The sequence below is a fragment of the Legionella israelensis genome (genome assembly GCF_004571175.1).
GTDB lineage: Bacteria > Pseudomonadota > Gammaproteobacteria > Legionellales > Legionellaceae > Legionella_D > Legionella_D israelensis.
Window position 1 is genome coordinate 3,168,141 of record NZ_CP038273.1, and the last position, 22,327, is coordinate 3,190,467.

Below are 22,327 nucleotides of genomic sequence, written 5' to 3' on the forward strand. Positions count from 1 at the left end.
GGGTTAATATAATGGATTGAGCTATTACGCTAAAGAATAAAAAAAAGCAGCCCTAGAGGCTGCAAACAAAAGGATAGCAAAGAATTAACCAAATATTTTAAGTGATTGTTCTTCTTTCTCCTGTTTTTCCTTTTTTTCAGCCTGCATTTCCATTTTAACCAAGTGATCCACTTTCTCTTTGAAAAATGAGGATATGAGTTTTTCCAGGTATTTATTGGCTTTGCTGGATATGCTGCTTTCTTTTTTCTTGTCATATTTTGACAGGAGTTGGTGCTCTAAAATATCCATTAGCTCTTCTTTCCATTCTCTGCGAACATATAAATCGTCATCGGTTAAAGTAGTAATATATTGCGCCTCAGGACAATGCCGATCACCATTAGTGATGGCATAGATGGCTTGAATAACGGATTTTGTAAGTTCTTTTTTTAAATTTGGCAGTATATCCTTTTTTTTCAGTTTGTCAGGGCTATATATTTTTTCAAGCGCCTCATCGATTAGAGCGGATAAGGAATGGTAGGTGGTATTTAAAAGCCCACTGTTAGTGTTATCTTTGCTTTTTTGTAATTGCTGCAAAATTTCTTGAGCAAAATCTTCTTCAAATATCCCTAAGACAAAACTTAATAGAGGGTTGTTGGATTTTTCCGCCATTTGTTTTGTCAATTCACTGATGTCGTAGGTGGAATTTTTTTTACAATCTTCAGAAGTCACTGTGCTGAGTTCGTAGGAAATTATTCCAAAATAGACGGTCAGTAATTTTAAAGTATTGAAAAGTTTTGCTAATTCCTTTTGATGTGGCAGAAATTTCTTTTTCACCTCATTAAGCCAAGTGATTAATTCTTTATTTTCAACCAATTGCTCATTAAGTATATCTTCCACCTGTAAATCATCACGAATGAAAAACTCAAGATACATTATCATAAAATCCGCAATGAGCTGTTTTTGTTGGTAGGCAAATTGTATTACCTGTTTTTGATTATGAGGGACAAGTGGGCCTCGTACATTAAAAACAGTGAGCAGATTATTAACCGACACCTGGCGAACTCCATTAAGAACGGCATTTTGGAGGTAAAGCTCTATGGCTTCTTTACCCTTTAAATCATTCTTTAATTCAGAGTAAATGGGTTCAAGATATTGATCAAAAAATTGCTTTAACAGATCAAGTTGTCGTACACGAAAAGGGTGTAAATATTCGTCCCTTAGCAACTGTACAAGTAAATTTTTTATATCAATCGGCGCTAATACACCTTTTGGGCTCTCATTGAGTCTTCTTGTGCTGTTTTCTGCTAATGTATAATAAGCTGTAGTTTCACCTTTGGAGGGGAGTGTTACAATCTCGAACAAACTTTGGGGAGTTTCATCTGTAGTGAAAGTTTTAAGGTAATGTGGAGTCGATAGTGTTCTTGTTAACGAGGGTTTCTTTGATGGCGAATTGGAATTGGAACTAAACATTCCATGAGAAGATTGTCGCGGCACTACAATTTTGGGTGCAGAACTGGATCGTCTTATTTGGTTTGCCTCTTGAGCAGAATGTTTTTTTAGAAATTTTTGATAATCGCTGATTTTGGCCGATGAGTCGCTTGAGTCAATTCCTATAATATCTTTTAAGGCTGCGTTAACTTTTTTTGAATCAAGAGGTTTGTTTTCTCGGTGGCACTCATACATACAGATGGCTGTATTATTTTCTTTATCCACTTTCCAAAGTAAAGGCTTTCCTTGATATTTAATTTTATTAAAATAGACGTACATTCGAGTGCCTCTTTGTATACAAAGGACAAATTGTATAATAACCTCCCTTTTGAGTAAAGAATAGTCATAATTATGAATACTTTTAGTTTGATTCCTCTTCATTACGCTGGCAACATGCGCCCATTTTACAGCCGATTAAAACATTTGCCCGGTTTTGTATTATTGGAAAGCAGTGATGCACTCAGGGGACGATATGATATTGTCAGCGCTTGTCCTTACCAGAGAATAGAGTTTGAAGAGCATCAGGACACGAATGAATTTTTGAGTCGATTGCATGAACTGCTACCTCAGCAATTATTGCCGGTGGATGTTCCTTTTCAAGGAGGCGCTATAGGGTATGTATCCTATGATTTTGGCCTAAGATTGGAAGATATACCATCAATGCTCAAACCTGTTTTTGCTACCCCTCTGTTGGACTTCGGATTATATGACTGGGCTATCATCACTGATCATCATTTAAAACAGGTCTTTCTTTTTGCCGCGCATCGTCAGGCAGAAACCGCTCACATTATTGATGAAGTGCTGACTCTGTGGGAGAAAAATCAAAGCCCCTCCTGTGAGTTTTATCTTGAGCGCGATTTTCAACCTTTGGTTTCAAAAGAGTCTTATAAAAAGGCTTTTGATAGTATTCATGAGAACATCAGAAAAGGAAGAAGTTATCAGGTGAATTATACTCAGCCTTTTACCACTTCTTTCCAGGGTGATTCCTGGGTGATGTATGATCAAGTATGCAGCAGGAATCCGGTTCCTTTCAGCGCTTATCTGAAAATGGATAAATTTAATATTTTAAGTTTTTCTCCTGAGCGTTATTTACTGATGAATAAGGGAGATTTGTTAACCTCTCCCATCAAAGGTACCGTTAAACGGTCTGACAGCAAAAACGAGGATGAATTTTTAAAAGAGCAACTGCAACAATGCCCTAAAAACCGTGCTGAGAATGTAATGATTGTGGATCTGTTACGCAATGATTTAGGTAAAATTGCAGAACCTGGCTCCGTTCATGTTTCTTCTTTATGCGAGGTACAAAGTTTTAATGGCGTTCATCATTTGGTGAGTGATATTCGTGCACAATGCTTGCCTTCCATTCATGCAATACAGGCATTTATGTCCTGTTTTCCATCAGGTTCAATTACAGGTGCGCCCAAGCATGAAGCCATGCGTATTATTAATGAGGAGGAACAATATGCGCGCGGCATCTATTGTGGTTCTGTTGTCTATTTTTCTGCTCATGGACGTTTTGATTCCAGTGTGGCTATCCGTACAGTCACGGAAAAAGATAAAATGCTTTCTTTATCCACAGGTGGGGGAATAGTTATTGACTCCGACTGGTTAAGCGAATACTTTGAAGGTTTCACTAAAATTTCGGCAATTATCCATGGACTTTAACAGAATACCTGCTTACCGGACGGAATCGGCTGTCATTGTTTTACATGAGCAGAGTTCAGACTGTCTTATCCTGACACGCAGGAGCATGAATTTGCGTATTCAACCTGGCCATGTCTGCTTTCCCGGCGGCCTGAGAGAAAGTAAGGATGAAAACCTTTATGCCACAGCTTTAAGGGAGCTGGAAGAAGAATTGGGTATACAACCGTCCAGAGTAACGTTCGTCTGTGAGTTGGAAAAAGATAAAACGTTATTTCTTGCTGTAGTTTCTCCTTGGCTTGCCAGAATTGAATCCATCGAACCCTATGAAATGAATAAAGATGAGGTATCTGAATTGATCAAGATACCGCTGGAACGGGTTATAAATCAAAAAAACTATACAGAAAGAAAAATGAAAAAAGATGGTTTTGTTTTTTCTACTCTTGTTTTTACAGCAAGCGAACACTTCATCTGGGGAGTGACAGCCAGGATTATGAAGCAACTAAGTGAATCTGATTTTCTGTAAGAGATCAATCTTTTGCCTTGAACAGTCGTATTTGGCCGATCTTGAACGATAATCTGACCGTTAGAAAAACTTCAACATGGAAGCTGATCTAACTGCATAATATTGCTCATTGTAAGAGGAATTAATTATCTTTCTTTGCCATCAACCAGGGCAAAAAAACAAACAGCACAAGACCAAATACAAGAAAACATTCAAAAACAAAAACATTGCCAACAGGAATTTGTGAAGGTGGTACAAACCCAATAGCCATCGCGGCTATACAGCAAAGAATTCCCAACATGCTGATAATCCACATTACGAGATTACCACCAGGAATTTTATAGGCGCGGGGTCGATCAGGTTGTGAATAACGTAGTTTCACAGCCGCTGCAAACATGAAAATATAGACGAGTAAAGCCATTTGAGCACTTAAATCGCTCAAAAGCCAATAGGCTTCATTAATTGAATCCAGAAGCATGAAAGTTGAGCTGAGCAGGGAAAAAATAATGGCCTGTGTAAATAATATAGTGGTTGGTGCGCCATATTTATTGATTTTTGCAAACCAATGGGGAATTGAACCGTCTCTTGCCGATACTAATAATCCTTTCGTTGGGCCAATGATCCAGGTGGATACGCCGCTCAAGCCACCAAGGATAATGAGGACGGCTAATAGTGGTGTCATCCATGGCATGTGATAGGATTTAAAAAAGATATCGTATGCATCGATTAAACCGGATACTACTGAGAGCTCTTTATTAGGTACGACAAATACAATAGCGAGAGAACCTAAAACGAGAGTAGAAATAATGATGAGTGTAGAAAAAAATAAAGCGCGGGGATAATCACGCTGAGGGTTGTGTACTTCCTCTGCATGTACAGCTGACATCTCCATGCCAATTAAACCAAATAAAATGACAGAAAAAAGAGACAGGTTGCCAAAAGAACTGAAATCCGGTAACCAGCTGGCGGTAGGGCTGATAGAGACGACTTTGCCTTGCAGTAGCCAAATCATTCCAAAAATAACGATTCCGATCATAGGAATAATGGTACCGATGATGGCACCGATGGTACTGACGATGCTGGAAAGTTTCATACCAAAACAATTCAAAAGGGTAAATATCCAGAATAAAATTAAAGATGTAGCGAGAAGAAAGAATTTGTTGGAGCTATATTGAGGAGCAATTAAATAGGAAAGTGTTACGGCAATAAAAGCCATCATTGTCGGATACCAGACCACATTGTAAATCCACTGGAGCCAGATGGTGATAAAACCTGCTTTACGGCCAAAGGCCTCACGTACCCATACGTAGAGTCCACCGGTGTTTGGATAAGCAGTAGCCAGTTCTGCCGCGACCAGTGCCACGGGTATAAAAAAAACGATGGCAGCAATAAGATAATAGGAAATTAAAGACAGACCAAGCTTGGCACTAATAGGTAAGGTACGCAGGCTGTCCACTGCGATTACATTGATCATGACCAGGGAAAAGACGCTTAAAACCTTTTTGGACTGCTGCATCTTTAAGCCTTTAATTTTGATAAACAGAAAAACAATATCATTTGTTGGATGAAAGCAACAACTTTAAAAAACAGAAGGTTGGAAAAATAGTTCATATATCCTTTTTATCTGCTCTGTAAAAGGGCAAAATCTATCAGGTTAGGTAAATAAAAGCAATGAGATTATGTATAAAGCAAAGATAATGCTGGCAAGTCACGTTCACCTAATAAGTGCCTAAAGCCAGCGGTAGATGAGTATACCGCTGGATATTAGGGTGCTGGAACGAGAGTAAAAGGGTTGTTAAGCCAGTAAATTTCGCAATACGTAATGTAGGATACCTCCATTTCGATAATATTCCAGCTCATTGGCAGTATCAATGCGACACAATACAGTGGTCTTTTCAGTGTTGCCATTTTCCCGCTCAATGTGGACAGTGAGCAATGAGGCAGGCTTCAGGGAATCATCGATATCAATACTGATACGCTCTTTGCCAGTGAGATTTAAGGTTTTTCTTGATTCGCCATCAGCAAATTGCAAAGGCAAAACACCCATGCCAATGAGGTTTGAACGATGAATACGCTCGAAACTTTCGGCAATGACAGCTTTAACGCCTAACAAATTGGTTCCCTTTGCCGCCCAGTCACGAGAAGAACCGGTACCGTATTCTTTGCCAGCAATGATGACTAACTGTTGCTGGCTCTTTTGATAAAGCATGGCAGCATCGTAAATGGGCATGATTTTGCCATTCGGCACGTAACGCGTCACGCCACCTTCTACGCCGGGTGTCATTTCATTACGAATACGGATATTGGCAAAGGTTCCACGCATCATGACTTCGTGATTTCCTCGTCGTGAACCATAGGAATTGAAATCCTTTTCCTCTACACCTTTGTGTTTTAAATACTCTCCTGCTGGAGAACTAGCTTTGATGGATCCCGCTGGTGATATATGATCTGTGGTAATGGAATCTCCCAAAAGAGCGAGAATGTGAGCCTCTTTCACTGGTTTTATAGGCTGTGGTCTGGTACTCAGTCCCTCAAAATAAGGCGGGTGTTGAATATAGGTGGAACTGGCATCCCAATGATAGGTTTTGCCCCCGCTGGTTTTGATAGCCTGCCAGTGTGCATCTCCTTTAAAGACATCGGCATATTCCTTGCGAAACATGCTACCGGAAACTTTACTGACTTCTGCCGCCACTTCTGCATTGCTTGGCCAGATGTCTTTAAGATAAACCGGATGACCATCTTTGTCTTCTCCAATGGCATCTTTACTTAAATCAATGCAGGTTGTGCCGCTTAGAGCATAAGCCACTACAAGAGGAGGAGAGGCTAGCCAGTTTGTGCGTACCTGTGGATGCACCCGACCTTCAAAATTACGGTTTCCCGAAAGAACAGAAGAGACAATCAAATCATTTTCGTTGATACATTCTGCGATGGGCTCAGGCAGAGGTCCTGAATTGCCTATACAGGTCGTACAGCCATATCCCACCAGATTAAATCCAAGTTGATCCAGATAATTTTGTAACCCGGCATGCTTTAAATAATCGGTAACCACTTTAGAACCTGGAGCAAGGGATGACTTTACCCAAGGCTTGCGTTTCAATCCTTTTTCTATCGCTTTTTTGGCCACGAGACCTGCGGCCATAAGCACACTTGGATTGGAGGTATTGGTGCAACTGGTAATGGCAGCTATTACTACATGCCCATGTTGCATTTGAAAGTCTTCGCCTTTGACAGGAAATGATTTTTCTTTCTCGCTGGCTTTACCTGCCTCGGTAAGAAATTTAGAAAATTCCTGCGGCAGGGTTGATAAATTTACTTTATCCTGGGGGCGCTTGGGTCCTGCAAGAGAAGGTTCTACCGTACTTAAATCGAGGCTTAACGTATCAGTGAATACAGGTTCTTCAGTATTCGAGTCATACCACATCCCCTGGGCCTGGCAATAGGCTTCAACCAGAGCAATGGCATGCTCGTCTCGTCCAGTCAGTTTCATGTATCGAAGCGTTTCTTTATCCACAGGGAAAAAACCGCAGGTAGCGCCGTATTCAGGAGCCATATTGGAAATCGTCGCTCTGTCTGCTAAAGGGAGTTCTGCAAGCCCTGGGCCATAAAATTCGACAAACTTACCCACCACGCCTTTTTGACGCAGCATCTGAGTTACCGTTAAGACCAGATCAGTGGCCGTAATGCCTTCTTTAAGCTTGCCGGTCAATTTAAAGCCAATGACTTCAGGAATTAACATGGAAACCGGTTGTCCCAGCATGGCAGCTTCTGCTTCAATACCACCGACACCCCAGCCAAGAATACCCAGGCCATTGATCATGGTCGTATGAGAGTCAGTGCCAACCAGGGTATCCGGAAAGGCATAATATTTGCCGTTATATTCGCTGCTCCAGACCGTTTTACCCAGATATTCCAGGTTCACCTGATGACAGATTCCTGTGCCTGGGGGGACCACTTGAAAATTGTCGAAGGCTTTTTGACCCCAGCGCAGAAATTCATAGCGTTCTCGATTTCGTTGAATTTCATGCTCCGTGTTGATCTCAAGGGCGTCAGAACTGGCAAACTTATCCACCATGACCGAATGGTCAATCACCAAATCAACCGGTGATAAAGGAGAAATTTTATCAGGGTTGCCACCCTTTTTTTCCATGGCAGTCCTCATCGCAGCAAGATCCACTACAGCTGGAACCCCTGTAAAGTCCTGCATTAAAACGCGAGTGGGACGATAGGCAATTTCATGTTGTGAGGTTTTGCTCTCAAGCCAGTCGGCTATGGCTTTGATATCTTCTTTGGTAACGGTATTATCATCCTCAAAACGCAATAAATTTTCAAAAAGGACTTTAAGTGAATAGGGCAGTCGATTTATCCCTGGGAAATGTTTTTTTTCGGCTTCTTTCAAGCTGTAGTAATGATAGGTTTTGCCATCGACGTTTAATTGGCTTTGTGTCGCTAAGCTGTCATGACCCACTTTCATAAAACGGCTCCTGATTATAAAAAAATGTAATCATAACGGATATTAAAGAAATTATCATGTGTTGATAGATTGATATTTGCTTGATTTATATAAAATCTCAGTTCGGAATTTTTATGTTTATAAACCGCGACAAATCAACGACCACTTCGTTAAAATCAAACAAAAATGCTCGCATTAGCGCTGCTAGTACTGCGCCTTGCTTGATTTTATTTAAAACTCCCGAACGGGGTTCTATAAGGAATGAAAATGAATAATAAGAAGCCACACCGAGCTTTTGTCGGCCGTGGCTTAATGATGAGTAGCTATGCAATTTTTAGATGTTCACTATTTTCTTCGCTGTATTCCTTTTGATGTTCATATTTAAAAGGATATTCGTATTTTTCATTTTTTGATTTTGAAAGGTTGACTGCATTTTCAAAAATACCAATTTCGCTTTGTTTAATCTTCTCGGCATCCAAATCATTTGCTGAGCGAAGATAAGCAATGGCAAGGGCCATAATCAAAAATCCAAAAGGTATAGCAGCTGCGGCGATAGGGCAGAAAATAGCGGTGACCACCAGCCCTAATATTATACTTGCACCAATACCAATCGTTGTATAAGCTATGGCTTTATTTTTCGTGCTTTTGGGGATTTCAGCGGTGGGACCAACCGGGTAATAATTTGGAGCATTAAGATAATGTGAAATACGACTTGTTGCTTGTTCATCTCTTCCTATTAAAGAATATTTCAGCACTTTAGCAAACTGTTGGTATTGCTCAAGGATTTGTCTTTGCTCGTAATCTTTATTTTCTGCTTCCTGATAAGCTCTTTCAAACTGATCAATTCGCACTGCAAGAAGAAGAATAAGATTATGAAAGTTTTGATTTTTAATAGAATTAAGATAACCACTTAAGGTTAGCAATTGTTGATTAAAGGTGTATTCCTTATTAGATTCCTCTTTATTTCGCTTTTCATCTTCGAACTTCATTTTAAGAGCTGAGGCAGCTTCATTACCCGCTATCCCTTCATAAGCCTTAAATAATAAATCTTCAATCTCCTTGTTTACTTCAGGAAATTTTTTTACCTTTCTAAATAATGATGTATAAACCATGGGTTTTGCTTTTAGCCTTAAATAATTTACTCGAAGATTATCACTACGGTTTCTCCACCTACAGCTTATTTACTTACAGGAAAGATTAATTAACAAAAACTTGACAATTCAATTTTGCCCTGTGATCCCTGTAAAGGATTTTTATTTATTTTTTAATGAGTTAGTTGATGCTACAATATAAAAATACCATGACCATCAACAGTGAATTTTGTTAAGATCCAATGTTTGTTTTTTAATAATGAGTTGCAACGGCAATGAATTATGGGGAAGATGATCGGTAAAATAGCAAGTTGAAGATTTTGCCTGATGCAAGGATTCCAGGGTCAAGTCCAAAAAGTGCTGTAAATTCCCATTAATTCAGCCTATCAAGTTAGTACGTTATTTAGTCAAAGCATTCATCCCTACAACATTAGACTTTCCGGCTTCATTCTCAGCCAGCCAGTCATTAAATTCGTCCATATTAAGATAACGCCTTGATTGCCACTGCTCGTTTTGTTCAGCTAATAAAGCGCCAATCAGCCGCCATGCAGAATCATCATTAGGAAATATCCTTATCACTCGTTCTCGGCGCCTGATTTCCTCGTTAATTCGCTCTTGCATGTTGGTGGTGCGAAGTCGCTTCCTGTATTTCTCCGGCAACGCCATAACTACCATGGCATCGTCAAAAGCCTCCTCAAGGCAGGTAACTGATTTTGGTGCTTTTTTCTCAAAGGCATCAATAAAATCATCGCGTCTACGCCTGGCTTCTTCCATATCAGGTGCCTGAAAAACAAGCTTTGCCTTTTCAGCAACATCTTTGCGGTGTCTGACAGAGCAGTGCCCGAGGATGTTGCGCATCAAGTGAACTTGGCATCGTTGCCAGGTTGCACCTTGAAAGTGCTTTCTAGCCGCTTCCACAAGCCCTGCATGCTGGTCTGACACAACATACATCACGCCTTTTAGCCCACGAGATTTTAGCCATTTAAACGCTTCATCCCATGTAGCATAGCTCTCAGTGTCACCAATGCGAAGGCCCAGTATTTCACGGTAGCCATCACTTCTGATACCCGAGATGGTCAAGGCTGCTCGAGACACGACTCTGTCACCATCACGACACTTGATAAACATCGCATCAACCATGATAAATGGGTAGTTGTCACCATCAAACCGACGCTCGTTGAAGGCTCTGACTCTTGCATCAAGACCAGAACACAGTTGACTGACGGTTGACTTTGAAAAACTAGCACCGCAAAGTTCTTCAGTAATGTTATTAACTTTTCTGGTTGATACGCCATTAACAACCATTTCCATCAGAGCCAATACAAAAGCCTGCTCACTGCGTTGATAGCGCTTAAAAATATCGGTAGAAAAAGAGCCATCACGTGTCTGCGGCACTTGAAGAGTGACTGGTCCCACACGAGTGTATAGTTGTCTTGGACGGTAACCGTTACGATAGCCTATACGTTCACCTGAACGTTCATGCTTGTCTGCTCCCAGACTTTCTGACACCTGTGCCTCCAATACCTGATTCAATACACCTTCAACAAGCTTTGCGAGCCCATCCTGGCTTGATAAAAGTTCTGGAAGCAATTCCTTTCCAACTGTAATATTGTAATCCGTCATCGCTAATCTCCTTCGATAGTTATTGTTTTTCACAACTCAATAGTACCGAATTTTAGCGATGACTCCACTCCTAAAAAGTCAACCTGAATTTACAGCAGTTTACGGACATAACCGATTCCAGATAATCCATTTTGACTTTTTAAAAAGGAGTTTAAAAGATGTCCAAGAAATTATTTCGCCAGTGGCTTGACGAATATTCTAAAATTTACCCCGAGCACGTCGTTGCCGGTGATATTGATCGCATTATTTCAGATAAAAATATGCAGGCTTCCATTCGCAAAAGTCAGACCAATTTGGCTCTTTATCTGTTTTTAGAGACTAAAATAACGTCTGATTATGCCAGATTAATCGATACCAAGTTGCGTGAAGCATTTTGTAAGCTTGACCTCCTGGATTTTAAAGACCCCTCTGGTTTTGCTCAATATAAGCTGGCCAGTCTTGAATTACGCTCTTATCTGCATCTGCGTAATCAATTTGAATCCTTTATTGAGAAAGACATCTTTCAACATGTTCATGAAGATTCCAGATTAAATGCTTTTCGTCGCTGGGTTGATGTGGCGGCTTATTTATTTAACACGGGGTGTTATGAGGGCTATCATCTGGTCATTGTCAAATTACAGCAACTGGAAATGAAAGTATTGCTTGACGGTTTAACTTCATTGCAGCGAAAAAAATACAATCAATTAGCTCAACTATCTCGAAGTAATGGTCGACTTTGTGCTTATGTTGATTCAGATCATAGGCCCTCATGCTTTAAGCCTGTTCCGTTATGGTCTTTGTCATTAAGTGCTACATTGGAGACACTTGGAGCTGACAAACATCAGCCTTTATCCCTTTTCCCTCAAAATCATCCGAATTATATGGAGGCAAAGAAACGAGACGGTTTATATGAAGAAATCAATAGGGTACTTAACAAAAAACCCGAAAAATTGCCTTTTTATTTAGAAAAAACTTATGATCAGATTCAGGCTGATCTTACTTGCAATATAGTAAAAAAACGCTCTCATTGTAATTCTCATAAACAATCATCTGTGTCAAAGCTTTATTCACATGGGCTTTTACCTTCGTTTTGGCATCGTAGCTGTCGAGGAGAATCCAAGATTTACAAAGATATGTATGCAACTTCAAAAACAGAGATGCCACAATTTGTGGTTAAAATATAATCTGCATTATGGTATTTTTTAACTGGCGTTGTTTAGCGAAAAAAAGCCAATGCGAAATGCCGGATAAAACAGGGGCATGCAGCCCCTGTGATTTTTATCGATAGCAACGCCTTTGGCAACGAATAACCTGTCCCGTCCACCGGTTCACAAGACATTTTCGTACACAACGGCGCCCATGGCGGTAATAAGTACGCCAGCCTGTCCAGTAAATGCCTCTACGATGATAGCCGGGTCCAAAATAAACGCCCCAGCCTCCATGCCTCCAGTGACGATGATGGCGGTGATGACGATGTCGATGGCCACTATGAACCAGCTGGATGCGATTATTATTTGCTTGTTCTTGTGCGGCTTGTGGAGCTGGATTTGCATGAGTGGTTTGCAAAACACTGGAGCCTAGAAACAAAAAAGACGATAGAAGAGCAGCCGTTAACCAAGGATAGAGTATTTGTGTTTGATTGTCCATAATATTGTCCTCTAACTAGTCGTTCAGATTAAATTATAGACAATTATTTCAAATATTATATAATAATTGTTTCTTTAGTTTTGAATTATAAAAATTTGACAACTTTGTCAAAAATGGATTGGGTTATCTAAAAAAGTCCTGTGCAGGTGGAGGATCTTTATGGTGCACAGGACTTATTCAACAGGTTTAAATTACTTCAACTTCTTCGGCCTGAGGACCTTTCTGACCCTTGGTTGCTTTAAACAAAACCGAGGCGCCTTCAGATAAGGTTTTAAAGCCACTGCCTTGAATTGCACTGAAGTGCACAAAATAATCTGTACCATTACTTTCAATAAAACCAAAACCTTTTCCTTCGTTAAACCATTTGACCTTACCGCTTATTTTTTCTGACATGTTTTCATTTCCTAACTAATTTAAAAAACTGATTTAGCACTTCTTGTGCACAAGACATCATGATGCACTCAAAGACTCTTTAAGGATAAAAAATAAAGAGTAGAGATAGTGTAGCATAAATATGAGAATCACGTTCTGGTTTTAAGAAAAAAAGTATTAATTATAAAAAGAGTTAATTATAAAAGCTGGTCATTGGCCATATAAACCACTATTTATCACTAATCGCTGTTATGGCTTGTGTAAACCGACCTTATCCTTATGGCATAAAGTTGATGGTTCCTGCTCCTTAAGAAACAGCTTTACTAAGCGGCGAAAGATTACGTAAAAAATGTAACTATTCATTGAGAATTTAGATTGATTCCAGATGTATTTCCTCGATACAATGGAGCCAAATTAAGGATCTTAGTTATACTTAAGCCCTTTTCACCAAGGTTGATCAATCTATGCAACAAACACCGAATACTATTGATTTTAATTCTTTATCTCATGATGAGATAAAGCAAACGCTGGAAACTTATCAATTACATCTATCGGTGGAAGAAGCCTTAACCATCCAAAATGAATTTTTAAAACGGGTGCCAACTTTTGCCGAATGTGTTTTATGGTCCATTCAAGGCTCAGAACATTGTTCTTACAAAAGTACTCGTCTTCATTTGAAGCAATTAAATACAAATGGTCCTCATGTGATTTTGGGAGCAAAAGAGGACGCAGGTGTTGTAGCTGTAGCAAAAGATCATGCCGGTCACCGCTATGGGGTCATTATCAGCCATGAATCCCATAATCACCCCTCCCAGATTGTACCCTATGAGGGTGCGGCAACGGGTGTAGGTGGGAATGTAAGAGATGTTTGCTGTATGGGCGGTGAAGTCATCGCTGTAGCTGACAGTTTGCGCTTTGGAGATATTAACCGTTCTCATACACATTGGATACAGGAAGGTGTTGTTGATGGTATAGCCGGATATGGGAATCCATTGGGGATACCGAATATTGCCGGTGATGTTTATTATGATTCTGCTTATAACGAGAATTGTCTGGTCACTGTTGTGACACTTGGTGTTGTCAGAGAGGATCAACTTATTCATTCTTATGCACCTTCCAAGGCAGATGACTACGTTTTTATTCTGATAGGTAAACCGACAGATAACAGTGGCTTTGGTGGAGCCAGTTTTGCGTCGGCCGCTTTAAAGGAAGATGCCAGAGAAGCAAATAAAGGAGCGGTTCAGGAACCTAATGCCTTTCTGCAAAGACATATTCTGAAAGCCAATTATGCTTTATTTGAATATCTGCAGAAGCATCATTTGATCAACAAGGTAGGTTTTAAAGATTTGGGAGCAGGGGGCATTGCCTGTGCCAGTCTCGAGCTCGCTGAAGCGGGCGGGCATTATGGGGCTGAAATCGATTTGGAAGCTGTGCATACCGGCATGCCTGATTTATTGCCTGCAGTTATTCTTTGTTCAGAAACCCAGGAGCGGTTTATGTGGGTTGTGCCTCCTTCTTTGGTCGAAACCGTGCTTAAACATTATAACGAGACCTATGCTTTACCAGCCGTTTCAGAGGGTGCCTGCGCTTCGGTCATTGGAAAAATCCGTACAGATGGCCTGTATGTTGTGAATTTTCAAGGAAAAGAGCTGGTTCGTGGCAAAGTCAGTGATATCACCAAAGGAATTGTTTATGATAGGCCCTATACGCGAAAAGAAAAACAATTCACTAATCCACAGATACCTTCTAATCTGGATCATAATGAGATTTTACTTCGTTTATTAGCTCATGAAAACATTGCCTCACGAGCTGCAGTTTTTGAAAAATATGACAAACAGGTTCAAGGCAGGACTGTGATAGAGGCTGGATGGGCAGATGCAGGGGTCATGCAACCTTTTAATGAAGAGAAATATCCTGAAGAAATACGGCAAACCGGAATTGCTCTTGCATTGGATCAAAATCCCCGTTTTAATCAGATCGATGCTTACTGGGGAGCGGTCAATGCTGTTGTTGAATCAGTACGTAACGTGGTCGCCGTCGGAGCTAAGCCGATTGCATTGACCGATTGCCTTTGTTTTGGTAATCCTGAAAAACCTGAGCAGATGGCGGAACTGGTTGAAGCGATAAATGGCATTAAGGATGCCTGTTTGGCCATCAAACTTCAGGATTATCCTGATAGCAGTTTACCGGTTGTTGCTGGGAATGTGTCTTTGTACAATGAATCTGTTCAAGGCGCTATCCCTCCAAGCCCGATGATAAGCTGTCTTGGTGTTATGCCGGATGTCAGCAAGTCTGTCAGCTATGATTTCAAAAAAAACAATTCTTCTATATTGTTGATCGGTGAGCGCAGGCATGAGTTGGGCGGAAGTGTTTTTTATCAATTACTGGGCGATTTGGGTCAACAGTTACCAAAACCTGATTTACGGTCTGTTCATAATGAAGTTTCAGCTGTTTATGAGGTGATTCAAAAAGGATTGGTTTTGGCTGCACACGACATTTCTGAAGGTGGTTTTGCCGTAGCTTTAGCAGAAATGAGTTTTAAACGGCAAATTGGTGCTAGAGTTGATATTCCCGGTGATATATCCATTGAATCTAAGTTATTTGCCGAGAACGGTGGTTTTCTTCTTGAAGTGGCAGAAGAACATGTTGATGAAGTATTGGCAATTTTTACCAGAGAACACGTCTCAGCCATGAGCATAGGGCAAACCACATCTGAAAAAAGGCTCCTGATGAATGGGTTTATTGATATACCCATCAGTGAGGCAAAAAGCGCTTGGGAAAATGGATTAAGAGAGAGGCTTTTATAATGTCCAAAGTCAGTTATAAGTCTGCAGGTGTTAATATAGAAGCGGGTAATAAAGCCGTTAAACGAATAAAAGCGCATGTTGAACAGACTTTTTCTCCGCAAGTCTTAACGAGCATAGGCAGTTTTGGTTCAATGTACGATTTGAAATCATTATTGCAAAATTATCATCATCCAGTGCTGGTTCAGAGTATAGATGGTGTTGGCACAAAAATGATAGTGGCTCGAATGATGCAGAAATTCGATACCATAGGCATTGATCTGGTCAGCGCTACAACCAATGACATTGTGGTTTTGGGAGCAAAGCCACTTACTTTGCTCGACTATATAGCAGCTGATCGTATTCAGCCGGAAACGATAGAACAGATCATTTCCGGCATGGCACAGGCTTGCAGTGAAAACAGCATATCATTGGTTGGTGGGGAAACGGCAGAAATGCCTGGTACTTATTTGCGCGGTGAATATGATTTGGTAGGTATCATTTCAGGTGTAGTGGAAAAAGACAAGGCCATTACTGGAAAAACGATTGTAGCAGGGGATGTGCTTCTCGCTTTTCCATCCAGCGGGTTGCATACCAATGGTTATTCACTTGCCAGAAAACTCTGTTTTGAGATAGGCGGCTATCAAGTGGAGAGTTATATAGACGACCTGGGGCAAGTGCTTGGCGAAGTTTTATTAGAGCCGCATATTAATTATGCCCGTCCCGTCCTGCACCTCCTTGATGCGGGTATCTCCGTGAAAGGGATGGCACATATTACCGGCGGTGGTTTGCTGGAAAACATACCGCGAATTTTACCGGTTGGTTGTTCTGCAGAAATTATTAAAGCCCGTTGTCCGCAATTGCCTCTTTTTGACTTCCTGACTCATCTGGGAGAATTGGATGAAGTGGAAAAATATCGTACATTCAACATGGGAGTCGGTTTTGTTATGGTGGTGTCCCCTCAGGAAGTCGATGATTTGAAATCGATCTTAAAACCTTTTCCTGCCTTTTCTTTGTATGAAATTGGCCAAATTGTCGAAGGTGGTACGTCTTCTGTGAGATTAATCTGATGAAAATTGCTGTTATACAGTTTCCGGGCTCCAATTGTGAACGTGAAACCATTCTGGCGATAAAGCGTGCAGGGATGGAAGCTGTGGAGTTTTTATGGAATGAGCCAGCCGATAAATTACGGAGAATGGATGGTTATGTGATAGCCGGTGGATTTTCCTATGAAGATCGTTCTCGCGCAGGCATCATTGCCGCCCTTGATCCAGTCATGCAGGAAATTAAGCAGCAAAGTGAAAAAGGAAAGCCTGTGCTAGGTATCTGCAACGGAGCACAGATCCTTGTGGAATCTGGATTGGTGCCCGGGTTTAAGGATTATCAGCTTGGCATGGCATTAACTGAAAATAAAAGAATATCTCAGGGTAAAATTCTGGGTACCGGCTTTTATAATACTTGGGTGCATCTTTGTGTCAATAAAGGCGGGAAAAACAATGCTTTTACTCGCAGAATGAATGAGGGACAAATGATTACAGTTCCTTCAGCTCATGCCGAGGGCCGGTTTGTCATGCCGCAAGAGTTATTAAATGAAATTGAAAAGCAAGGGCTAAACTGTTTTCTTTATTGTGACGAACAAGGTGAAGTAAGGACAGAGTTTCCCGTTAACCCAAATGGTTCTGTGGGAAATATCGCTGCCATATCCAATGCTACAGGCAATGTGATGGCCATTATGCCGCATCCGGAAAGAACAACGGCAGGTGATGTTTTATTTCTCTCTATGCGTGATTATATTGCGGAAGGATCATATGCTACGCTAAAATCATTAAACTACACGCCTGAACGTTCTGTTATTTCTTCTTATAAAAGAACAAACCATAGTGATGAAATACTTGTTCAGATGATCATCAATGATAATCATGCTTTAACGGTGCAAAATACCTTGCATCACATGGACATTCCTGTGAACGTTAAACGATGGGTCCATTGGGAAATTGAAAGCCAGACTGTTTCTCAAATAAATGAGATAAAAAAAACAGGTGTTTTATTTAATGAGCGTAAAGAAATTGCACAGCAAGCTGCCGATATTTCAATGGATAAAGAACATAGCCTGGCTTTGCTGGTGAGAGCAAAAGAGAATATTATTGGTCAGCAGAAGCAACAAACCTTAAAAGATCATTTTTTTATAGAAGGAATTAAGCGCATTCAACAGGGAGTTTTATGGATTTTTACTTGCAAAAATGGTAAAATAAATGAACTATCGGATTTTATTTTGAACTCAAATATTGTATATAATCCCTATGCCTATGACTGCTATTTCTACGATACCCTATAAACAGGCTATTGATGAAGCCCTACCTCATTGTTTGACAGAAACTGCATTTAACTTTGGTCATAGATATCAGGGAAAGGTGCGGGACACTTATGATATCGATGATCGGTTGATTTTAATTACCACTGACAGGCAAAGTGCCTTTGATCGCCTCTTAGCGGCAATTCCTTATAAAGGACAGGTATTGAATTTGACAAGTGCATGGTGGTTTGAGCAAACCCAGCATTTAGTACCCAATCATTTGCTCGCTGTTCCAGATCCTAACGTCAGTATCGTAAAAAAATGTTCAGTTTTTCCTATTGAATTCGTGGTACGAGGCTATATCACCGGCACAACCAATACCTCACTTTGGACACAGTATAAAAATGGAGCTCGCCAGTATTGTGGGCATCATTTTGGAGATGGTTTGAGAAAAAATCAGCAGTTGTTAGAGCCTGTTATCACACCAACGACAAAAGAAAAAGAGCATGATCGCCCAATTAGCCCGAAAGAAATCCTTGCTGAAGGTTTAATGAGAGAGCAGGACTGGCAACAAGCCAGCCAGGCTGCCCTGACTCTTTTTCATTATGGAACAAAAATTGCTGCCGAACATGGATTGATTCTCGTTGATACCAAATATGAATTCGGAAAAGATGAGAATGGCAATATTATTTTGGTGGATGAACTTCATACCCCTGATTCCAGTCGCTATTGGTTGGCAGAAAATTATCAGGAGCGTTTTATGGCAGGTCTTGAGCCTGAGAATATTGATAAGGAATTTTTGCGACTTTGGTTTGTTGCTCATTGTGATCCTTATCATGACAAGAATTTACCTGAAGCTCCCAAAGAATTAATTATCACTTTGTCCGAACGTTATATCCAGTTATATGAAATGATCACGGGGAAAAATTTTCTTTTTTCCAAATCAAACGATTCGCCAATAGAACGTATTGAACATCATATTAAAGATTTTTGTACCGGGTCATTTTCTTAGAGTTTTTTCAAGCCCATACGTCTATATGGGGAGAATAGTGAATGATTTCGGGCTGGAAAAACAAGGTTAGATCCAGAGGAAAATATATGTGCGGTATTGTGGGAATTTTCAGTCACGACGCAGTTAATACTGAGTTGTATGATGGTCTTATCCATTTGCAGCATCGTGGTCAGGATGCCGCTGGTATTTTAACTTGTGATGATAAATTTCATCCTCTACACGGAATGGGACTTGTGCGTGAAGCGTTTAATACCGAAGAAGTATTAAAATTAAAAGGAAACATCGGAATAGCTCATAACCGTTATCCCACAGCAGGCGGATATGGTGAATCGGATGTTCAGCCTTTATGGATAGGTAGTCCCAGAGGTATTGCTCTGGCGCATAATGGCAATTTGGTGAATTATCAGGAATTGGTTGAAGAACTGTGTGGTAAACAGCACCGCCATTTAAATTCTTCTTTAGACTCTGAAGCGTTGCTGCTGTTGTTGGCAGATACTCTTGCACAAGGTTCATATACAGATCATGATGATGAACATTTTTTTGAGCTGTTATGTCAGGCTGTAAAATCCATTTACTTAAAAGTTGAAGGCTCTTACTCAGTTGTTAGTGTTGTTATTGGCAAAGGACTTGTTGCTTTTCGTGACCCTCATGGCATCCGGCCTCTGGCTTTTGGGGAAAGGCAAAGGGAAGATGGGCGCAAAGATTATATTTTTGCTTCAGAAACCACTCCTTTTTATTCTTTAGGTTATGATTTAAAGGGGGATTTACAGCCTGGAGAAGTGGCTTATATTTCTCAGGAAGGAAAATTGTATCGAAAAGTTATCGATGCCCGACAATTTTCGCCTTGTATTTTCGAGTATGTGTATTTTTCCCGACCGGATTCAACCCTTGATGATATCAGTGTCTATCGATCGCGTTTACGAATGGGACAAAATCTTGCTCTGCAATGGAAACACAAGCATCCAGACTGTGTCCCGGATGTCATCATACCGGCTCCTTTTACTGCCAATACCGCAGCCTTATCTTTTGCCAATGCTATGGGAATACGTTATTCAGAGGGATTATATAAAAATCCTTTTATTGGACGAACCTTTATCATGCCAAATCAGGAAACTCGATCACGACAGGTTCGTTATAAACTTACCCCCCAAAAAACAGAAATCAACCAAAAAAAAGTCATGATTGTTGATGACAGTATCGTGCGAGGAACCACATCGCGTGAAATCGTGAAAATGGTACGGGAGTTTGGAGCAAAGGAAATATATTTTGTTTCCACTTGCCCGCCCATTAAAAATCCCTGTTTTTATGGCATCGATATTCCTTCACGAAGCAAATTGATTGCAGCGAATAAAACAGAAGAGGAAATCAGAGAATTTCTGGGTGTTGATCGTTTGCTTTATCAAACTGAAGAAGATTTAATTGAAGCCGTTACCCGCCGGGGTGAACATCATATTCATAAACCTTGTATGGCTTGTATGAATGGACAATATATTTCTGGCAATATTACGGAAGAAAAGATAACAGCCCTGGAAAAGCATAGAGTTGAGCAAAGTAAAAATGGAGTGAAATAAGCATGAATATTCTTGTTGTTGGCTCAGGAGCTCGCGAACACGCCATTATAACCGCCCTGAATCGCTCCCCAAAACAACCACAAATATTTTGTTGTGGAACCGCGGTTAATCCTGGCGTTAAAGCTCAAACCCAAGGTTATTGGGTTGGCGATATCAGAAATTGTTCCGATATTTTGCAAATGGCTTATGAATGGAAGATTCAACTGGTGATCATTGGTCCTGAAGCGCCGCTGGAGCAGGGATTGGCTGATCAATTATGGGCGGCTTCTATTCCTGTGATTGGGCCTAAAAAAAATCTCGCGAAAATTGAAACCAGTAAATCTTTTGCTCGTCAGTTAATGCATAAATACGAAATTCCAGGCTTGCCTGCCTATCGTGTTTTTTCAGACATGAATGGAATTTCCGAGTTTTTAAATGAACTTGGTGAGGGTAATTATGTTATTAAAGCTAACGGACTTATGGGTGGTAAAGGAGTGAAAGTAGCAGGAGATCATCTTCATTCCTTTAGAGAAGCTATGCATTATTGCAAAGAAATTTTCAACCTGGGTCAGACTTTAGTGATTGAAGAAAAATTGATAGGTCAGGAATTTTCTCTGATGTGTTTTTGTGATGGCCAACGAATCGTGCCCATGCCTTTAGTTCAGGATCATAAGCGTGCTTTTATAAATGACAAAGGGCCGAACACAGGTGGTATGGGAAGTTACTCTGATGCTGATCATTCTTTACCTTTCTTACAAAAAGAGGATATCGAACAGGCATTAAAAATTAATCAAGGGGTTCTTCGTGCCTTAATGCAACAGGAAAATGATAAATATATCGGTATTTTATATGGAGGATTTATTGCCACAGCAAAGGGAGTGTATGTTATAGAATTCAATGCTCGCTTTGGCGATCCTGAAGCATTAAATGTTTTAACTTTGCTAAAAACAGACTTTGTTGAGTTATGTCAGTGCTTGGTAACAAATGATTTATCCAGCATTTCTGTGGATTTTGCCGCTAAGGCCACTGTGTGTAAGTACGTAGTGCCTCAAGGGTATCCTGATAATCCAGTAAAAAATACATCCTTAGATATATCCAAAGTAAAGAATAAATCTTGTTTATATTTGGCATCCGTGGATGTAAAAAATAATCAATTGATTGCTGCCGGTTCTCGAACAGCTGCTTTCGTGGGTGTTGCTGACTCCATTGCCGAGGCAGAGCAATTGGCTGAAAAGGAAATCAATGCAATTTCAGGTGAGTTGTATCATCGTGAAGACATTGGAACAGCCAAGCTTATCAACGAGCGCGTTCAGTTTATGCATGAATTGAGATCGTTATGATTCGTTTGGGAATTTTAGGTTCGACTCGAGGTACCAATATGCTGGCTTTAATTGAGGCCATTAAAAAAAAGCAATTGGACGCTTCGATTGAAATAGTGATCAGCAATAAGAAAGGGGCTCTTATTTTAACAAGAGCAAAAACTCATGACTTAAGATCACAGTATATTCCAGTGAATGGTATGGAACGTACATCTTATGACATGGAAGTTTCTCAAGTCTTAAAAGCATACGATATCGATTTAATCGTTCTTATTGGTTACATGCGTATTCTTTCTGCTCGATTTGTTAACGAATGGCATAATAAAATCATTAATATTCATCCTTCATTATTGCCTGCTTATGCAGGCAAAATGGACCTTGAGATCCACCAAGCCGTGATTGAAGCTCAGGAAAAAAAGACGGGTTGTACGGTTCATTTTGTCACAGAAACCGTAGACGCCGGCCCTATCATTTTACAAAAAACCTGCCCCATTTTAACCGAGGATACAGCTGAAAGTCTCAAAGCACGAGTTCAGGCTCTGGAAGCTGGAGCTTTAATTGAGGCTATCACTAACCTCAACTCGAGATAAGTATA

17 protein-coding genes are annotated in these 22,327 nt (G+C 40.4%); 10 read left to right on the plus strand and 7 right to left on the minus strand.

Going from position 1 to position 22,327, the window contains the following annotated elements:
• Positions 1-84 precede the first annotated feature (84 nt).
• A complete protein-coding gene (locus tag E4T55_RS14660; RefSeq protein WP_058502710.1) occupies positions 85-1,746 on the minus strand; it encodes a hypothetical protein in 1,662 nt (553 codons plus the stop codon).
• A 72-nt stretch (positions 1,747-1,818) separates the two neighbouring features.
• Here E4T55_RS14660 and pabB point away from each other — a divergent pair, with 72 nt between their 5' ends.
• Entirely contained in the window at positions 1,819-3,132 is a 1,314-nt protein-coding gene (gene pabB / locus E4T55_RS14665; RefSeq protein ID WP_058502709.1) for an aminodeoxychorismate synthase component I, read from the plus strand.
• Positions 3,122-3,634 carry an NUDIX hydrolase gene (locus E4T55_RS14670; protein WP_058502708.1) on the plus strand — a complete coding sequence of 171 codons (513 nt, stop codon included), beginning with the start codon at positions 3,122-3,124 and terminating at the stop codon, positions 3,632-3,634. Before pabB ends, E4T55_RS14670 begins: the two co-directional genes overlap by 11 nt.
• A 121-nt stretch (positions 3,635-3,755) precedes the next feature.
• On the opposite strand, the gene E4T55_RS14675 is transcribed toward E4T55_RS14670, so the two are convergent.
• The 4 genes from E4T55_RS14675 to E4T55_RS14690 form a co-directional block, all read right to left on the minus strand.
• A complete protein-coding gene (locus tag E4T55_RS14675) occupies positions 3,756-5,129 on the minus strand; it encodes an amino acid permease (RefSeq protein ID WP_058502707.1) in 1,374 nt (457 codons plus the stop codon).
• Positions 5,130-5,408: 279 nt separating this feature from the next.
• Positions 5,409-8,084, minus strand: coding sequence for an aconitate hydratase AcnA (acnA, locus tag E4T55_RS14680; protein ID WP_058502706.1), 2,676 nt, complete (start codon positions 8,082-8,084; stop codon positions 5,409-5,411).
• A 302-nt stretch (positions 8,085-8,386) separates the two neighbouring features.
• The gene (locus E4T55_RS14685) at positions 8,387-9,175 is read right to left on the minus strand and encodes a hypothetical protein (protein ID WP_058502705.1); all 789 of its coding nucleotides are present in this window, start codon (positions 9,173-9,175) and stop codon (positions 8,387-8,389) included.
• Positions 9,176-9,553: 378 nt separating this feature from the next.
• Positions 9,554-10,777, minus strand: a complete 1,224-nt coding sequence (locus E4T55_RS14690) for an IS256 family transposase (protein WP_115325208.1) — start codon at positions 10,775-10,777, stop codon at positions 9,554-9,556.
• 158 nt (positions 10,778-10,935) lie between these two features.
• On the opposite strand from E4T55_RS14690, the gene E4T55_RS14695 reads away from it, so the two are divergent.
• Complete coding sequence (locus E4T55_RS14695) at positions 10,936-11,940, plus strand: hypothetical protein (protein ID WP_058502029.1); 1,005 nt, start codon at positions 10,936-10,938, stop codon at positions 11,938-11,940.
• 94 nt (positions 11,941-12,034) lie between these two features.
• Here the strand turns inward: E4T55_RS14695 and E4T55_RS14700 are convergent, their stop codons facing one another.
• Together E4T55_RS14700 and E4T55_RS14705 are read right to left on the minus strand one after the other, a co-directional pair.
• Positions 12,035-12,403, minus strand: a complete 369-nt coding sequence (locus E4T55_RS14700) for a hypothetical protein (RefSeq protein WP_131780736.1) — start codon at positions 12,401-12,403, stop codon at positions 12,035-12,037.
• A gap of 186 nt (positions 12,404-12,589) precedes the next feature.
• Entirely contained in the window at positions 12,590-12,796 is a 207-nt protein-coding gene (locus E4T55_RS14705; protein WP_058502027.1) for a cold-shock protein, read from the minus strand.
• Between the two features lie 443 nt (positions 12,797-13,239).
• Here E4T55_RS14705 and purL point away from each other — a divergent pair, with 443 nt between their 5' ends.
• The 7 genes from purL to purN all read left to right on the plus strand — a co-directional run bounded on the left by purL (position 13,240) and on the right by purN (position 22,322).
• Positions 13,240-15,582: a phosphoribosylformylglycinamidine synthase subunit PurL gene (gene purL / locus E4T55_RS14710; RefSeq protein WP_058502026.1), complete on the plus strand. Its 2,343-nt coding sequence runs from the start codon at positions 13,240-13,242 to the stop codon at positions 15,580-15,582.
• The gene (gene purM / locus E4T55_RS14715) at positions 15,582-16,628 is read left to right on the plus strand and encodes a phosphoribosylformylglycinamidine cyclo-ligase (protein WP_058502025.1); all 1,047 of its coding nucleotides are present in this window, start codon (positions 15,582-15,584) and stop codon (positions 16,626-16,628) included. The genes purL and purM overlap by 1 nt, the downstream gene beginning before the upstream one ends.
• Complete coding sequence (gene purQ / locus E4T55_RS14720; protein ID WP_172460984.1) at positions 16,628-17,893, plus strand: phosphoribosylformylglycinamidine synthase I; 1,266 nt, start codon at positions 16,628-16,630, stop codon at positions 17,891-17,893. Before purM ends, purQ begins: the two co-directional genes overlap by 1 nt.
• Positions 17,859-18,863 carry a phosphoribosylaminoimidazolesuccinocarboxamide synthase gene (locus E4T55_RS14725; RefSeq protein ID WP_058502023.1) on the plus strand — a complete coding sequence of 335 codons (1,005 nt, stop codon included), beginning with the start codon at positions 17,859-17,861 and terminating at the stop codon, positions 18,861-18,863. The genes purQ and E4T55_RS14725 overlap by 35 nt, the downstream gene beginning before the upstream one ends.
• Before the next feature lie 86 nt (positions 18,864-18,949).
• Positions 18,950-20,434, plus strand: a complete 1,485-nt coding sequence (gene purF / locus E4T55_RS14730; RefSeq protein WP_058502022.1) for an amidophosphoribosyltransferase — start codon at positions 18,950-18,952, stop codon at positions 20,432-20,434.
• 2 nt (positions 20,435-20,436) lie between these two features.
• A complete protein-coding gene (gene purD, locus E4T55_RS14735; protein ID WP_058502021.1) occupies positions 20,437-21,753 on the plus strand; it encodes a phosphoribosylamine--glycine ligase in 1,317 nt (438 codons plus the stop codon).
• On the plus strand, positions 21,750-22,322 hold the full coding sequence (gene purN / locus E4T55_RS14740) for a phosphoribosylglycinamide formyltransferase (protein WP_058502020.1): 573 nt from the start codon (positions 21,750-21,752) through the stop codon (positions 22,320-22,322). Before purD ends, purN begins: the two co-directional genes overlap by 4 nt.
• Positions 22,323-22,327 lie beyond the last annotated feature (5 nt).

What these genes read in the sequence shown, in the direction of transcription:
- purM (WP_058502025.1), top strand. Translation starts at nt 15,582, where the DNA reads ATGTCCAAAGTCAGTTATAAGTCTGCAGGTGTTAATATAGAAGCGGGT.
- E4T55_RS14695 (WP_058502029.1), top strand. Translation starts at nt 10,936, where the DNA reads ATGTCCAAGAAATTATTTCGCCAGTGGCTTGACGAATATTCTAAAATT.
- pabB (WP_058502709.1), top strand. Translation starts at nt 1,819, where the DNA reads ATGAATACTTTTAGTTTGATTCCTCTTCATTACGCTGGCAACATGCGC.
- purF (WP_058502022.1), top strand. Translation starts at nt 18,950, where the DNA reads ATGTGCGGTATTGTGGGAATTTTCAGTCACGACGCAGTTAATACTGAG.
- purL (WP_058502026.1), top strand. Translation starts at nt 13,240, where the DNA reads ATGCAACAAACACCGAATACTATTGATTTTAATTCTTTATCTCATGAT.
- purQ (WP_172460984.1), top strand. Translation starts at nt 16,628, where the DNA reads ATGAAAATTGCTGTTATACAGTTTCCGGGCTCCAATTGTGAACGTGAA.
- E4T55_RS14670 (WP_058502708.1), top strand. Translation starts at nt 3,122, where the DNA reads ATGGACTTTAACAGAATACCTGCTTACCGGACGGAATCGGCTGTCATT.
- E4T55_RS14685 (WP_058502705.1), bottom strand. Translation starts at nt 9,175, where the DNA reads ATGGTTTATACATCATTATTTAGAAAGGTAAAAAAATTTCCTGAAGTA.
- E4T55_RS14725 (WP_058502023.1), top strand. Translation starts at nt 17,859, where the DNA reads ATGCCTATGACTGCTATTTCTACGATACCCTATAAACAGGCTATTGAT.
- E4T55_RS14675 (WP_058502707.1), bottom strand. Translation starts at nt 5,129, where the DNA reads ATGCAGCAGTCCAAAAAGGTTTTAAGCGTCTTTTCCCTGGTCATGATC.
- purD (WP_058502021.1), top strand. Translation starts at nt 20,437, where the DNA reads ATGAATATTCTTGTTGTTGGCTCAGGAGCTCGCGAACACGCCATTATA.
- E4T55_RS14690 (WP_115325208.1), bottom strand. Translation starts at nt 10,777, where the DNA reads ATGACGGATTACAATATTACAGTTGGAAAGGAATTGCTTCCAGAACTT.
- E4T55_RS14705 (WP_058502027.1), bottom strand. Translation starts at nt 12,796, where the DNA reads ATGTCAGAAAAAATAAGCGGTAAGGTCAAATGGTTTAACGAAGGAAAA.
- acnA (WP_058502706.1), bottom strand. Translation starts at nt 8,084, where the DNA reads ATGAAAGTGGGTCATGACAGCTTAGCGACACAAAGCCAATTAAACGTC.
- purN (WP_058502020.1), top strand. Translation starts at nt 21,750, where the DNA reads ATGATTCGTTTGGGAATTTTAGGTTCGACTCGAGGTACCAATATGCTG.
- E4T55_RS14660 (WP_058502710.1), bottom strand. Translation starts at nt 1,746, where the DNA reads ATGTACGTCTATTTTAATAAAATTAAATATCAAGGAAAGCCTTTACTT.
- E4T55_RS14700 (WP_131780736.1), bottom strand. Translation starts at nt 12,403, where the DNA reads ATGGACAATCAAACACAAATACTCTATCCTTGGTTAACGGCTGCTCTT.